This is a genomic window from Paenibacillus nicotianae (genome assembly GCF_042681745.1).
Taxonomy (GTDB): Bacteria; Bacillota; Bacilli; order Paenibacillales; family Paenibacillaceae; genus Saccharibacillus; species Saccharibacillus nicotianae.
This window is the reverse complement of record NZ_JBHUGF010000011.1, coordinates 304,281-319,432: the sequence shown is the minus strand read 5'-3', so window position 1 is coordinate 319,432 and position 15,152 is coordinate 304,281. Positions and strand designations below refer to the sequence as shown.

Sequence of the window (15,152 nt, the reverse complement as noted above, 5' to 3'; positions counted from 1 at the left end):
ACAAAGGAGATTAGCCGACCGCCTATCTCTGCTATTCTGTTGTTATTTGGAGTATATCACAATTAACGTAAAAAAGTCATATCTCTAATCAAGAGATATGACTTTTTGTTTGGTATCACTTATGAGAATAAATCAACAGCATCTTGTGGTACATAAGTCTGTACGCCGTTATGAATAACATTGCCTTTTAATTTTACTGTTTTGCCGTTCCAGTCTGCTGTATTTTTAAATACAGGCAGTCGTAATGTATCATTTCCTTTGGTTACCACGACAACTGGATTACGCGCATCGGTAGCATCCCATTTAACGGTAGCACCTTTAGCGGCAAAAGCAGTTTTGGCGGGCACAAATAATTGCTTCGATACATCGGCTAGATTGACTTGCAATGCAGACGCCATATAACCAGCGATATCGCTATTTTCAACAACACCTGTTAACTGTACACCACCCGGTGCATACGAATACAGAGCCACTTCGCCACCCGTATGACCGCCTGTTGTCCAGCCGATATGAGCGCGTTTGCTAATCATTGGACCTACAGCATAATTCATTTTACCTTTTTCTGCTGCTTTGATCGTAGCGATCTCTTCTTTGGTCAGATCAGTAATGCCATAGTATTGCTTCATCACTGCTTTGATATTGCTACGGTTACTATTGAATTTCTTTTCCAATCCTTCACCGGTTGCTTTTGCTTTTTTCAAAGGAGCGATAAAGGTAGATAGCGGTTCTTCGTCATACGTTCCTGTTGTACCCACATCACCAATCGTAATACCACCGTTACCATGATCGGTCGCTGCAATCACCAATGTATTCTGATCTTGTTTGGCAAAAGCAAGTGCTTTCGCAACAGCACGATCAAAAGCATTCACTTCACTAATAATACCGATCGGATCATTCGCATGAGCCGCCCAATCCACTTTACTACCTTCTACCATCAAGAAGAATCCTTCTTCATTTTGGGAAAGGACTTGAATCGCTTTGTCGGTCATTTCTGCTATGCTCGGTTGCTTCACAGGATCACGATCCATATCGTTTGCCATCGCTGTATCTGCGAACATGCCCCATAACTTACCGGATGAAGCGGCTTTGAGTTCTGCTGTATTTTTAACGATGTTATAACCAGAGTTAGCAATCACTTTGGTTAAGTCTTCGCCATCATCGCGCCCTGCTGGTGTAAAATAAGTAGCTCCTCCGCCCAATACAACATCCATACCTGCGTACACTTGTTGTTCGCTAAGTGCATCATAATTGCTTCGATCTGGATAATGAGCACTAAAGTCTGCTGGAGTGGCATGCATAATCTCAGAAGTGGCAATAATTCCTGTCGATTTACCTGCTAATCGTGCCGCTTCCACTATATTGGCAACAGGCTTTTTAGCATCACCCGCTGCTAATTTAGGAAGCCCTGGCATTGTATTTTGATCAGGCAATACGCCTACATAACCGGTATGTGATTTGAATCCTGTAGCAAAAGCTGTTCCTGCGGGAGCCGAGTCAGCGATCGCTGCATCCGCAGAATATGTACGCACCAGTCCACTTGCCATTTCATCAAGCGCTAATGCTTTGCCTCCGTTATACCAACGGGCTAGCGTCGTACCATCCATACTCATTCCATCTGGAATCAGCATAATTACATTTTTGGCACGAATCTCTGGCTGTTCTTTACTCGCCGCACTAACTGTTTCACCAGAAAGACCAAGCAGTAATGAGACAGCCAGTGTTCCCGCTGTAATCGAAAGGTGTAGCTGATTTAATTTGTGTCTGTTCATCATCTTAAATATAACAATCATCCCCTTTTTGCTTTACGAACAGGATGATTGTAGCAATCAATTATCAAATGAATATCTTTATTACGTGCGATCTTTGTTAAATTCAAGCTCAATTATCAATGCTATATTAAATCTTTGATTTTATATGTCATTATTCAAATAAACCTTATAAAACCTTTTATATAGGCATTTTTTACACATTATTCACGATTTTTTTGTACGTTTCGATTGCGCTCGCACGCGATGTTTTGAGATCAACGATTGCATTTTTTTGTGGTTGATGAATTTCTTTCGCAGATAAGTCTTTTAATTCTGGCATCCATTCCCGAATATAATCGCCTTCTGGATCATATTTGGCAGATTGAGTCACCGGGTTCACAACCCGGAAATAAGGAGACGAATTAATTCCTAATGAAGCACACCACATCCAATTGCCTCGATTGATCACATTATCGTAATCCAATAATTTACGCCGGAAATATTGCTCTCCTAATGTAAAAGGACATTGCAAATTTTTGGTCAAAAACATACCGGATAAAATCCGCAACCGATTGTGGATTCGACCTGTTTCATTTAATTGTCTCATCGACGCATCAATCACCGGAATACCGGTTTCTCCTTTATACCATGCTTCAAAATGCTGATCGGTTAATGCAGACAAATCATATTTGTGTTCATATTTGAAATAATGTTCATCATAGATCGCCTGATACAAGTAGAAATCACGAAAAGACAATTGGCGAACCCATTCTTCATGCCCCTCTGTACGTAATGCATCATCAAGCATCTGCCGGATTGAGATCGCTCCAATCGTTACATGGGGATTGAGATCACTGGACGGATCGATACTGTAATAATCACGTTCTTCGCCATAATCGACAATTTTGCTTTTGAGAAAAGTATGCAGGATCGGTTCTGGATCTTCTGCTGGCTCATAATCATCTAATGAAAAAGGTAACTCAAATTTTGCAGGCAATTCCAATTGGGCGCGGGAGACATGTAAATCTTTCAGACTGATACTGGAAGCGTGATTAGGATGCTGTTCCAGAAAGTCTAACCATTTACGATGAAATGGAGCAAACACTTTATAAAAGCCATCTTTGCCTGTAAAATCTGTAAATTGCTCCACATCGATTAACATATGATCCACCAGTAATGTAAAAGCAATATCGGCTTTGTCTGCTACAGCTTTTAATTTGCGATCTCGTTCTTTGGCATACGGGGTAAAATCGCGGTGAGTCACCACTTCGTCAATATCGAGCTTATCCAACACATGCTCTAACACAGTATCAGGCTCTCCATATACGATATGTAGCGTTTTGTGTTCTGCTTGATATAACTTCTGGAGACGATGCACATGACGTAGAAAATTCACACCACTGTGCTCTTTTTCTCTTCCTTTTCGCAATAAAAAAGGATCGATAATCAGTAGATGTACACTTTCTGCTTCGGCTTCATGAATATAATTAAATCCGATCAAATCATGAGCTCGTAAATCTTTGCGATGAATAAATAATTTCAAAAGCAATTCCTCCTCATCTTATATAAATCTGCTAGTCTTTATTAGGCATTACCCTTTTGGCGTACTTTCATTCATACGGTCGATGATTTCAGTCAAGGTCATCTCTGTCATTGAAGTTAATCGTAGATCATGGTGTTCAAATGGCAAAAAGGATGTCACCGGATTCGGTACAATCGTACAGCGTAATCCGGCTGCTTTGGCGGCGGTCAATCCATTTAATGAATCTTCAAAAGCCAGTGCTTCGTACGGTTCTACTCCAAGCGCAGTAACTACCTGTGTGTACAGTTCAGGGTCAGGTTTGACTTTGCTCACATCATCACTGGTGCGAATGACTTGAAAATAATCGGCTAATCCTAATTTCGTCAAAAAGCGATCAATCCATGCACGATTAGAACTGGTTGCAAGACCAATTTTCAGTCCCAATTGCTGTGCTTCTTCTAAATACTCATGCACACCTGCACGAGCTTCCAACTGCTCCATTTTCTGATTATGCAACAGACTCACTGCTTTATCGACTTCTGCTGAAATGCCCGGCTGCTTCAACGTTAGATCGATATAATCCAGAAATTCGGTTCCATGTGTACCAATACTTGGTGCAAATTGTTCCAGTGCTAATTCCATCTTATACGTACGTAGCACCTCTTGATAACATTCAAACCAGACACTTTCTGTATCCAAAATCAATCCATCAAAATCAAACACAACTGCTTTTATCATTTTCTGTTTCTCCCCTTTAATCAAAGTTTGTATCTTTATCGATCCCATCGTATTCAATTGTTAGATTATTTATAAAGTAAAGTATGAGGCAATCCTTTTACTTTTTAAACATTTTGTCTGTTCATGTAATCTTTTGTCAAACGATTCACACATATTGTTTAAATCATAATGCTGTCGGGTAATGTTACCTATCAACAAGTTCGAGCTAAAGCATAGACAACTTGTTGGTCATTTAAAAATGATTCCTTTGCATTAAATACAAATTTATTCTATTTGAATAGGAGATGTTAATGATGAGTAACGATAACGGTTTGGGCGATAAAATTAAAGGTGCAGTATCTAAAGCTAAAGGCGAAGTGAAAGATCAAGTAGGTAATGCTACGAATAACACTTCTCTACAAGCAGAAGGTAAAGTAGATAAAGCTAAAGGCGCAGTACAACAAAAAGTCGGCGAAGCAAAAGACGATCATAACCGCCACTAAGATCAATAATCAGTATTCATTGTAGTGTATCTGTAATGAATATCATGTTATAAAAAAGCTCACCCCGTTGTATGCGAGGTGAGCTTTTTGTTGCGTTCTTGTTTTTATTATTCTTTGCCTTTAACAAAGGTACCCGAGTCCATCATGATCACAGTAGTAGACGCATTCACATCGGCATCATCATATACAGTATGTGTATGGTCAGGAGCAGGAAGCGGATGACTAGCATCTACTCGATAAAAAATACCATATTCGTTGTAAATAGTACCGACTCTGTTTTGAAGTTCTTGCATCTGTGACAGACTGGCTTGCTGTTGATCTGTAACCTCGTTAGCATTTGCAAAGCTATGCACAGCTACACCAGCAGTCAGTACAAGCGCACTTGCTACTGTAATGATACTTAATTTCTTCATCATAATCATAGACAAATCACCTACTTTATTTTATATGTACTTTTTAAATTTAACATTTATTAGATAATAATACTATTTTAAGGTTAATCATTTTCACATATACGATATTATCTATATAAATCAAATACCTGCTTAAACGCAAAAAAGACCCAAACATTTGGGTCTTTTTGTATATTTATAGTGAATATTCAGTTTCTTATTTCACCCATTGTACGATTTCGTCTAAGCCTCTTCTTGCTTTAGGACGCAATTCTTTTTCGGTACGGTAGCCGAAAGCAGCCATAACACTTACGCCATACTCACCGTTACCCATTAGACCTGCATCGCTCAAAATTTGTTCAACCGCTTCTTTTTGGAATCCTTCGATCGGACAAGAATCGATCCCGATTTCTGCCGCAGCCGTCATCATATTACCTAGTGCAATATAAGTTTGTTTGGAAGCCCAGTCAAATAAAGCACGTTCGCTTTCAAGCAAGTTCAAGTCTCTTTCTTGGAACTCTTTATAACGAGGAAGAATCGTTTCAAACATTTCTGCTGGCATTTGCTTTACTTCGATCATTTGATCACGCAAATAATCAGAATCATAACGCACATCATTACGCGCCAAAATTACAACAAAGTGACTTGCTGTAGGTAATTGACCTTGTGCACCCCAGGTGAATTCACGTAATTTTTCACGCAATTCCGGGTTTTGGATCACTAGAAATTTCCAAGGCTCTGAACCAACAGAACTTGGTGATAAACGACCTGTTTGTAAAATAAATTCAAAATCGTCTTCCGAGATTTTTTGTTCCGGGTCAAATGCTTTGGTAGCATGTCTTGCTTCATAAGCTTGCAAAATCTCTTGTTTACGTTGTTCTTTATTCATGGGTATCTCTCCTATATCTATAATGTATTCTCTATAATAATACGCACGATATATAACATACTTACTTTTAAATACCAAAGATAGTATAACGTTTATATTCAGTGTAGTCAATTGGATCACATTCAATTTGTGACGATTGGTTTAATATATACATATGACTGTTATGATATACGTTAGACATACTATAAAGGAGATGACTTATGACTACATATCCAACTACAGTGCCACGTACAATTGCACGCTTTATCTTTGCGCTCTTTTTTATAGCGGCCTGTGTCGCTCACTTTATTGAAGTCGATGGATTTGCCAAATTATTACCTGCTTTTGTTCCTTTCAAAAGCACATTGATTATTTTGACAGGGATTATCGAGTTAGTATTAGCAATTCTGATCTTAATTCCTGCCTGGCGACAACGTGCCGGTGTATGGACAGCCTGGTATTTAGTTTTGATTTTTCCAGCGAATATTTATGCAGCGATTTACCAGATTCCAGCACCGGGTCAAGCTTATACCGATCCTGCTGCTCTATGGATTCGCTTGATTTTTCAACCTTTAATGATCTGGTGGATTCTATGGTGTACCCGTCCACCGAAGCCGCGTACAGACTAAGTCGATAATCTAATCTGGCATGTAGCTTCTACTAGCAGACCTTTGATGAGTTCTATAGGCGTACCATAAGAAAAAGCACTGGTGCATAATCGTTGCCAGTGCTTTTTTTTCATTTATACATATGCATGAACTTTGGGATTGTACTCTTGATACGCTGTCTGTAATTGATTCAATGTTAATGCGCTATCTTCGATAATCGCTTTACGCTTGGCTTTGAGTACAATCTGTTCAATATCTGCAAAGCTACATCCTTGCAACATCGCTGAAGCCGATTGTTCCAGACTTCCCATCGTAGCAAATGAACCGATCAATAAATGAATATACTGCTGACGATCTTGCTCGGAAGGCATATCATAATCCATCTTCGTATCAAACCGGCGCCAGACGGCATGATCCAACTCATCTGCTAGATTAGTCGCCGCTACTAGAATACTTTCTCCTTCAAATTCATCCATACATTGCAATAACGTATTTACAACCCGCGACATCTCTTTCACTTCATCATTGTTATCGCGTGTACGTGCAATCGCATCAAATTCATCTAGAAATAACACACATGGCGAAAGACGAGCAAAATCAAATATTTTCCGAATATTTGAAGCTGTTTCTCCTAAATGACTATGAATAATCGTATCCAACCGAACAAGTACCAGTGGAAATTGTAGACGTTCGGCGATATAAAAAGCAGTCAGCGTTTTGCCTGTTCCCGGAGGGCCTGACATCACTAATTTATTAGGCATCGGTACATCTTGTTCGATAAACTTTTCTTTCATATCCAAGATCATCATAAATTCATCGATAATGCGTTGATTACACTCATTTAAAACGATATGTCTAACTTTGCGAGCACATTCTTTAGGCATATATACAGTAGCCATATCTGTCCCTTTTGCTTTGGGTAAACGGCTATTATTTTTATTGGTTTTGTTCATATCTGGTAACAACTCCTTGCTCCACTTTATTAATAGTAATTATTACTATTAAACAGTTTAACAAGTTTTGCTAGGAAGAACCAGTCTTTTCTTTTTAGAAATATCATCTATTTTGTAAGAACGATAGTGTAGTTGCCTGATTGATGGGTAGCAAATTGAATCGCTTGAGTCGTTGGAGTATACTTGGTTACTTTACCTTTCAAATACTGTTGCGTTCCATCTTCATATTCTGCACAGACTGCTAGACGAGTAAGCTGAGATGCTGTTAATTTTTTTTCAGGCAATGGAAGAGCGATCCATACGTCTTGGGGCGAACTTGTATCTGGAACTACAACTTTTAAAGTAGTTCCTAATGCGCCTGATGGTGAAACAATTTGACGATCACTACCCAACCGAATGGTCATATCTGTAGGGTCGGATTGTAATACCTGCTGAGGAATAGTCATTCTACCATGCCAGGCTTGTATACTAATCCCCAATTGGGAATCAGCAAACAATTTTTGAGCGCGTGATGTTAATACTACCGCTAGATCGACCGCAGGAGGCATTTCTGAAGGAGCAGGCATACTCAAGTAAGCTGTACTTCCTGTATCTCTACGTAACATATCTACAGTCAAAGCCGCTTCTTTAATATCTATTTTGGCGGTATCTTGCATATATTCATGATCTTTAAGTTCACGTTGAACTTGCATAGAAACAGGATGCCCTTTTTGATCGGTATGCAGAAGTGCTTCAGATACAATTGTTCCAACAACTGATTCATCAGCAAAAGGCTGAATCATAGGTTGATCTGGTATAATATTAGTCAAGCTTGGTGCTTCTGTAGGAATAGTTACAGAAGGTTCAGCTTGATATTCATTTTGAAATTGAGTGACTTCACCGGATTGATCTTCACTCATCATCGCATACGCTTTGTTGCCTTGATGCTGATTGGTTAATTGTATAGGTAAAAAAGAAGTCGTCGTTATAGCTACAATCGAAAGGGATGCTACCATAACTACAGGATTATTGATATATTTGTTTATTTTTTGAATCAGTGAATGTACTTTCATCCCCATGATCTCCTTTACCAGATAAATGTTATAATATGGAATATAAGATTACTTTTAGTATAATATATTCTTCTGAACATTTCCTGAACATTCCTACTTTTAGTAAATACTTCCTATTCCTAATTTTATAATTTTTCACTCCTATTTTGCTATATTTTCTAGTGTAACAGGGCGAAATTTGACTTCTTATTTACAGTTATTGTTTAATTTAAGTGTAAACGGGTAAGTACAGAAGGAACTCTCTTTGAGGAGGTACAAACTAATGGGATTTATGGAAAATTGGAAAGCACTTCAGAAGTACTCTGCTAATGCAGCAGAACGGTTTTTGACCATCTATCTGAACACCGAACCAACTGCCAGCACCCAGCCGGAATGGAAGCTACACCTCAAGAACGGTTTCAAAAAGCTCGCTGAATACACTGAAGCCGGTGACGAACGTAGACATTTAGATAGCCTACTTGCTCTACAGTCCAAAGTCGAAGAACGCGTGGAAAACAGTCGGAATGATATGAAAAAAGGTCTGATTATCGTAGCGGATTCCTCTGGTGGATTATTCTTTTGCGAAAAAGTACAGGTAGGATTATCGAATGCTTTTTACTATGAAGCAGAGGCACGTTTGGAAGAATTACATGCGATTACGTCTAAATGCCCTGCTGCGGGTATCGTACAACTGAGCAGTGATTCGGTAACGATTATTGATAGTCTGCTTTGTGAGATTAGCAATGAATCTTATTTTGAATGGGATATTGTGAATGATGAGTGGCGTGAACGTCCAAGTCAAAGTACAAGCGATCTCAAGTCAACGGTGAACAAACAACGTGAAGATTACAAAGAACGTTGGGAAGTCGATCAAGCTCGCTGGGTAAAACGATTGACTCCGATTATTGAACGTATGGCTAGAGAAAAACAGTGGCAAGAAATTATTTTAAGCGGTGAAAAAGCTGCGGCTTCTCATGTCAAAGAAGCTCTGCATACAACTACACCTATTCATATTGTTCCCAAAAATCTAAACAATATGAAATCACGTGAAGTGTTACAAGAAGCTTACGCTGTGCTTCAATCCTAATCTATAATGAAATGATGTTGAATGAACGATATCTATTGTCTTTATTTTTGAAGATATGTGATAGTGAAAATAACAGCCTTCTATTGGATGGTATATACCCCATCGATAGAAGGCTTTTTTAGTGATTCAAAACAGGAACATTTGTTCTATTTTAAATTTTGTGGTATGGTGGATTTAAGTATTATGTTTCGTATACACTTAAAAGATCATTTATCGTTTAACAACGTAGATAGAACGGTTATCTACTGTGTATATAACTTATCCCAAGCAAAGGAGGAAATATACTTATGCGTATCTATGTTACTGTCAAAAGTCTAGGCAAACGCAAAAATGCACTGACACGCGAACCTCTGGATATCCTTCAGATGCCTATCACTTTGCGCGACTTTTTAACCGAAGTGGTCAAAGAAAATGTACGAGCATTTACCGAGCGACAACAGCAATCTTCACTGCTGTCTTACTTAACACCCGAGCAGGTCACTGAACAAGGAGAAGCCGGCAAAGTAGGCTTTAGGCATATTCATGATGATCGTGTGCCAGATGAATCTTCTGCGATTGAAGCGGCTTTATTAGCTTTTGAAGATGGACTGTATAAAGTATTTATTGGTGAACAGGAAATCGAACATCTGGACGATGCTGTTCAATTATCTGACGGAGATGATGTTGCTTTTATTCGATTTACAATGCTGGCTGGAAGCCTATGGTAAGAAAGGGGATTATCGATTATGAGTGAACGCAATTATTACGATGAATATCTTACACATTTGCAAACGGCGACTGCCAAACTTACAGGTCAACAACAGCAGATTGCTCAGTGGTGTGTACACTTTTACGAGCATACCTATATCAGTAATAGTGAGGACGAAATCAAGCAATTAAAACAGTTATTAGGGGTACACAGTGACCAACAGAATGTGTCATTTGAACCTTTAATTGAAGTCGTAGAACATTTGTCAGATCAAGCGACTGCGGATAGATTTCGTTATGTTACAGAACATGCGACCGAGTATCCGTATAGTGTAGGTTATTATCGTCGTCCTTATCGCACTACAGATATCTCTTTACATATAGAACCCATCGTAACTCAACTCGTGTCTCTCTTTTTCCTGAATGCGTATGAGTTTGATCTGATGACGTATTTGACTGAACGCGATTATCCGCTTAACAAAGATTATCGTGTACAAAAAGATGCAATTGCGATCCATATCGCTTACGCATGGGATCATAATCATGCTGAAGTGAAGCAAGCGTTACATGACATTATTTATGGTGATAACCAGACTGCTCTATTCGACCGCTTGATGATTGAAGGGATGCTGATGAGTCATCAACCTGAAGCATACAAGATGATTAGCGAGTTATTGATCGCGGCTCGTCTGCAAGAAGGTCTGCGTCAAAGTATTGTCGAGCAACTGGATGAAGGTACTTTAGAAGCCACAATGACTCTACTACAGACGATTATTGAACATGATCTGATTCGTTATAGCTCTATTGTGCGTGCATTAGGCACATGGACAGGCATTAATCTAGAAGCAACGAATACACGTCTGTCCAAGCAACTGATTACACAAGCCTATGAGGCATTAACAGATCGTGCAGTGCGAGAACAATGGTTAAGCAGTGAGAATGCGAATCATATCTATATGAGTCTCTGGGCAACAGCGGTACATGAAGAACAAGATGTCTATGATCGCATTCAACATCTAATGGATACAGGAGCACGTTATCAGAAGATTGTAGCGCTCTATGTGCTTCGTAATAGTCAAAATAAAGATTTGCGTCTACGGATTGCAGAGCCCCATTTAGCTGAAGAAGATGATGAGTTACGCTACTGGGTACTGGTAAATTATGATTATGAGTGCTCCTACTCATGGGAAACGCTAAATGATACGGCAGCACTTCAACTGGTCGTTCCTCGTACTCCTTTATTAGAAGATAAAGAAGTACGCAGACGTGATTTTGAACATTTTCGCAATCTATTTTTAAGTCTGAATGGACGCGAAATTTCGTTTCCATCAAGCGTGCTTGATTTTGTACAGGTAAGCTATTCTGCCGATCTGCCTGTCAAAAAAATGCTGTATCTAGCCGCCTATGATATGGATGAACAATGGATCAGTGAGATTTTAGAGTTAAAAGATAAATTAAGCCCTGATCTACGGGGAACAATCCTGCAACATTATCTTTCCAATACAAATGCACCGGAACAACGCCAATTTGTGTTTGCTTCGCTGTCTGATAAAAGTATGTCTAACCGCGAGGTAGCGTTAAAACAAGCGAAAAAGCTTATTTTAACTGATTCTGAATTACAAGCTATTGAAAATCTACTCAAACTCAAAACAGGTTCATTGCGTCAAGGTTCTATTGAATTGCTACTCACTCAACCTGCGGATTCACTAGACGCTACAGTTGAACGTCTAATCCAAAGTAAAAGCGAATTGCAACGTCTAGCTGGACTGGAGACGATCAGCGAATTACAAAGCAAACCAGAGCGCTCGGAGCAGTATGAACGTTTGCTTCCCTTGATCGAAAACATATCTCAACCCACAGCCAAAGAACAAGTATTGATTAATAAATTAGGTTCATCAGAAGAATATAACGAATCCAATGGCTTTGGATTATTCGATCCACAAATGATGGATACCTGGTTAAAAGAAAAACCAGAACAACCTGATTTCCAGTTGAATCGTGATGTATTTACAATTGAACCGAAGCGTATCACCGATTTTCTACAAGGATTGAATGATCTGGTACATGAACATCGAGATCATGAGTATACAGTCGAATACTATAGTGGTTATAAAGAAACGATGTTGCTTGGTAATCAACTCAATGCAAATTGGTACAATCAAGCTGAGGATGAAAAAACTCCTCAACTAGATCGCTATCCTTTACCAGAAGTATGGAAAAATTATCTACAACAAAGTGAACTGTCAGCAGAAGGTATATTACAGTTGTATGTGTACACTCAATCTGAAATGTATGATCAGACATTGCGCGATCTATACAGGTATTTCTCCGATCAAATGGACTATACGGAGCTAGGCAAACATACATTATTAGAAGGCTGGCGCAAAACATTTATCGAATCTATTTATCCATTAGAACAAATCTTAGAAGTACAGACATTCTACAAAAATCTTCCGTATCGTCAACAATTGGGGGAACTTATCCGGGCTTATCTGGAAGATAGTGATAAAGAATCGACTTTTGCTATGGTTCGGGATGCTCTGATTAAAATGATGTATACATTCCCGCAAGAAAAGTTAAAAGAAGAAAGCGGTCTGTTCCAATTTTTGATTTCACCGTGGCGTCTATTAGTACGCAGTCGTCTCTACGATCAAGAATCATCAATGCAAATGTTCCATATTTTTTATACATTGGAATTTTATTATGGTCAGGAGGGTCTACTCGGTACAACGGATTATGCACGTGCTTATGAATGGGACAAAATCAGCGATAATGAAATCTATTCCAAAATCATGAACAGCGATCTCAGTCGTCAGTTTATTCGAGAATTAACATCTCAACATACCAAGTATGCTAGCCATATTAATCTCAAAGAATATCCTAAAATGATTCCAATTCGGGATGCTGTGCTTGCTCGCATTTTGGAAATCGAACTTAGTCGCGGAGAATTGGTTACTGGTGTGACTTCACTGGCAATGAATATTGAACGTGTAGAAGGCACTGAAGTGTTTGTACGTATTCTTTCGAATCTACAAAAAGAAACGTTTGTACGCGGCTATATTTACGGTTATGGCAATAGTATTACGAAGAAAGAAACATTCAGTCATTTGCTCAAAAACACGTATCCTTTAGAAGGCGAAGATGAGCAAAAATTAGAATTGTTACTTCAGCAATATCCAATTGATGATAAGAAATTATTAGAAGCAGCGATGTATGCTCCTCAATGGATCGAAATCATCGCCAAACATCTAGGTTGGAAAGGTCTACGTAGTGCGGCATGGTATTTCCATGCACATATCAATGAGACATTTTCAGCGGAAAAAGAAACGATTGTCGCGCATTATTCGCCCATCTCACCACAAGAATTCAATGATGGCGCGTTCGATATCGTCTGGTTCCGTCAAGCTTATGATGAATTAGGTGCAGAACGATTTGATATCTTATACGATTGTGCTAAATATATCTCGGCAGGCTCCAATCATCGTCGCAGTCAACTGTTTGCAGATGCTGTACTCGGTAAGCTTGATCTAGCATCGATTCAGCAATCGGTAGCGGATAAGCGTAACAAAGATCAGTTGCTGGCTTATAGCTTGATTCCACTCGCTTCAGGCACTAAGCGTGATGCGGATATTCGTCAGCGGTATGAATTTATTCAATTGTTCTTAAAGCAAAGTAAAACGTTTGGCGCACAACGTCGTGCTAGTGAAGGAACAGTATCTGCGATTGCGCTAGATAATCTGGCTCGTAATGCAGGGTATACCGATGTCACCCGTTTACAATGGGATATGGAATCACGCAAGTTGGATGATTTGCTCAGTTATTTTGAACCACACGAGATTGAGGAAGGTCTGCAAGTATCTCTGGTGATTGATAGCGAAGGACAGACGAGCTTAACAGCGATCAAGCAAGAGAAGCCACTCAAATCGGTTCCTGCACGTCTGAATAAAAATGAGTATATCATTCGTCTCAAAGAAGTGAAGTCTGAACTGACCGATCAATATCGTCGTGCTCGTCAAGAATTGGAACGTTCCATGACTAATAGCACTACTTTTACAGCAGATGAATTGATCAAATTATCACATAATCCAGTTCTTGCTCCACTGGTCAATAGTCTGGTATTACAAACAAACAACAGTCTTGGTTATCTGGATGGAAACGCGTCTGTATTGCGAAGTCCAGACGGTGTAGAGCATTCGTTACAATTAGATGATCAAGTGATTATTGCTCATCCTGTTCATTTTTATGAAAGTGGTCAATGGAGTCTGTATCAACGTGATCTGTTTGACCGTCAGCAACGTCAGCCATTTAAGCAAGTATTCCGCGAATTGTATATGCCTAACGAAGATGAAAAAGCTAACGGTACATTATCTCGCCGTTATGCGGGTTATCAGATTCAACCGAACAAAGCGGTCGCTTTATTGCGTGGAAGAGGTTGGACAGTTAGTTACGAAGAAGGATTGCAGAAAGTGTATTACAAAGAAAATATTATTGCGAATCTGTATGCACTCGCTGATTGGTTCTCACCTGCCGATACCGAAGCACCTACATTAGAGACGGTACAATTTTATAATCGTGGTACGTATAAAATGTTGCCTTTTGATCAAGTATCGCCACTTATTTTCTCTGAGATTATGCGCGATGTTGATCTGGTAGTCAGTGTAGCTCATGTAGGCGGTGTAGATCCAGAAACAAGCTTAACAACGATTGAAATGCGTCGTGTGATCGTCGAAGAATCGTTACGTCTACTGCGTATCGATAATGTACAGATCGAAGGCAACCATGCTCGTATAGCAGGAAGTCTGGGCAACTATAGTGTGCATCTTGGTAGTGCGATCGTGTATCAACAAGCCGCTAGTGCTCTGCATATTATTCCTGTTCATTCTCAACATCGTGGACGATTATTTTTACCATTTATGGATGAAGACCCGAGAACAGCAGAGATTTTGTCCAAGATCGTGATGCTTGCGCAAGATAACAAGATCAAAGATCCACAGATTCTGGCACAGCTTCAACCGCAGAAATCTTTATAACGTTAT

12 protein-coding genes are annotated in these 15,152 nt (G+C 39.3%); 5 read left to right on the top strand and 7 right to left on the bottom strand.

Annotation, left to right across the window (positions count from 1 at the left end):
* Positions 1-119: 119 nt before the first annotated feature.
* The 3 genes from ACFSGI_RS20160 to ACFSGI_RS20150 all read right to left on the bottom strand — a co-directional run bounded on the left by ACFSGI_RS20160 (position 120) and on the right by ACFSGI_RS20150 (position 4,005).
* Entirely contained in the window at positions 120-1,772 is a 1,653-nt protein-coding gene (locus ACFSGI_RS20160; protein WP_204826003.1) for an alkaline phosphatase, read from the bottom strand.
* 190 nt (positions 1,773-1,962) lie between these two features.
* Complete coding sequence (locus ACFSGI_RS20155; protein ID WP_204826002.1) at positions 1,963-3,291, bottom strand: cryptochrome/photolyase family protein; 1,329 nt, start codon at positions 3,289-3,291, stop codon at positions 1,963-1,965.
* Positions 3,292-3,339: 48 nt separating this feature from the next.
* Positions 3,340-4,005 carry an HAD family hydrolase gene (locus ACFSGI_RS20150; RefSeq protein WP_204826310.1) on the bottom strand — a complete coding sequence of 222 codons (666 nt, stop codon included), beginning with the start codon at positions 4,003-4,005 and terminating at the stop codon, positions 3,340-3,342.
* Positions 4,006-4,301: 296 nt separating this feature from the next.
* Between ACFSGI_RS20150 and ACFSGI_RS20145 the strand changes: the two genes are divergently transcribed.
* Positions 4,302-4,490, top strand: coding sequence for a CsbD family protein (locus tag ACFSGI_RS20145; protein WP_204826001.1), 189 nt, complete (start codon positions 4,302-4,304; stop codon positions 4,488-4,490).
* 107 nt (positions 4,491-4,597) lie between these two features.
* Here the strand turns inward: ACFSGI_RS20145 and ACFSGI_RS20140 are convergent, their stop codons facing one another.
* Both ACFSGI_RS20140 and ACFSGI_RS20135 read right to left on the bottom strand, forming a co-directional pair.
* A complete protein-coding gene (locus ACFSGI_RS20140) occupies positions 4,598-4,912 on the bottom strand; it encodes a hypothetical protein (protein WP_204826000.1) in 315 nt (104 codons plus the stop codon).
* A 187-nt stretch (positions 4,913-5,099) separates the two neighbouring features.
* Positions 5,100-5,771 carry an NAD(P)H-dependent oxidoreductase gene (locus ACFSGI_RS20135; RefSeq protein ID WP_204825999.1) on the bottom strand — a complete coding sequence of 224 codons (672 nt, stop codon included), beginning with the start codon at positions 5,769-5,771 and terminating at the stop codon, positions 5,100-5,102.
* A 200-nt stretch (positions 5,772-5,971) separates the two neighbouring features.
* On the opposite strand from ACFSGI_RS20135, the gene ACFSGI_RS20130 reads away from it, so the two are divergent.
* The gene (locus tag ACFSGI_RS20130; protein WP_204825998.1) at positions 5,972-6,379 is read left to right on the top strand and encodes a DoxX family protein; all 408 of its coding nucleotides are present in this window, start codon (positions 5,972-5,974) and stop codon (positions 6,377-6,379) included.
* A 113-nt stretch (positions 6,380-6,492) separates the two neighbouring features.
* On the opposite strand, the gene ACFSGI_RS20125 is transcribed toward ACFSGI_RS20130, so the two are convergent.
* On the bottom strand, positions 6,493-7,311 hold the full coding sequence (locus tag ACFSGI_RS20125) for an AAA family ATPase (protein WP_204825997.1): 819 nt from the start codon (positions 7,309-7,311) through the stop codon (positions 6,493-6,495).
* Positions 7,312-7,418: 107 nt separating this feature from the next.
* A complete protein-coding gene (locus ACFSGI_RS20120) occupies positions 7,419-8,363 on the bottom strand; it encodes a hypothetical protein (protein WP_204825996.1) in 945 nt (314 codons plus the stop codon).
* A gap of 262 nt (positions 8,364-8,625) precedes the next feature.
* On the opposite strand from ACFSGI_RS20120, the gene ACFSGI_RS20115 reads away from it, so the two are divergent.
* The 3 genes from ACFSGI_RS20115 (at position 8,626) to ACFSGI_RS20105 (ending at position 15,146) form a co-directional block, all read left to right on the top strand.
* Entirely contained in the window at positions 8,626-9,429 is an 804-nt protein-coding gene (locus ACFSGI_RS20115) for a VLRF1 family aeRF1-type release factor (protein WP_204825995.1), read from the top strand.
* Between the two features lie 287 nt (positions 9,430-9,716).
* Complete coding sequence (locus ACFSGI_RS20110) at positions 9,717-10,136, top strand: hypothetical protein (protein WP_204825994.1); 420 nt, start codon at positions 9,717-9,719, stop codon at positions 10,134-10,136.
* Between the two features lie 18 nt (positions 10,137-10,154).
* Positions 10,155-15,146: a DUF4132 domain-containing protein gene (locus ACFSGI_RS20105; RefSeq protein WP_204825993.1), complete on the top strand. Its 4,992-nt coding sequence runs from the start codon at positions 10,155-10,157 to the stop codon at positions 15,144-15,146.
* Positions 15,147-15,152 lie beyond the last annotated feature (6 nt).

What these genes read in the sequence shown, in the direction of transcription:
- ACFSGI_RS20160 (WP_204826003.1), bottom strand. Translation starts at nt 1,772, where the DNA reads ATGATGAACAGACACAAATTAAATCAGCTACACCTTTCGATTACAGCG.
- ACFSGI_RS20145 (WP_204826001.1), top strand. Translation starts at nt 4,302, where the DNA reads ATGAGTAACGATAACGGTTTGGGCGATAAAATTAAAGGTGCAGTATCT.
- ACFSGI_RS20140 (WP_204826000.1), bottom strand. Translation starts at nt 4,912, where the DNA reads ATGATTATGATGAAGAAATTAAGTATCATTACAGTAGCAAGTGCGCTT.
- ACFSGI_RS20135 (WP_204825999.1), bottom strand. Translation starts at nt 5,771, where the DNA reads ATGAATAAAGAACAACGTAAACAAGAGATTTTGCAAGCTTATGAAGCA.
- ACFSGI_RS20130 (WP_204825998.1), top strand. Translation starts at nt 5,972, where the DNA reads ATGACTACATATCCAACTACAGTGCCACGTACAATTGCACGCTTTATC.
- ACFSGI_RS20125 (WP_204825997.1), bottom strand. Translation starts at nt 7,311, where the DNA reads ATGAACAAAACCAATAAAAATAATAGCCGTTTACCCAAAGCAAAAGGG.
- ACFSGI_RS20120 (WP_204825996.1), bottom strand. Translation starts at nt 8,363, where the DNA reads ATGAAAGTACATTCACTGATTCAAAAAATAAACAAATATATCAATAAT.
- ACFSGI_RS20115 (WP_204825995.1), top strand. Translation starts at nt 8,626, where the DNA reads ATGGGATTTATGGAAAATTGGAAAGCACTTCAGAAGTACTCTGCTAAT.
- ACFSGI_RS20110 (WP_204825994.1), top strand. Translation starts at nt 9,717, where the DNA reads ATGCGTATCTATGTTACTGTCAAAAGTCTAGGCAAACGCAAAAATGCA.
- ACFSGI_RS20105 (WP_204825993.1), top strand. Translation starts at nt 10,155, where the DNA reads ATGAGTGAACGCAATTATTACGATGAATATCTTACACATTTGCAAACG.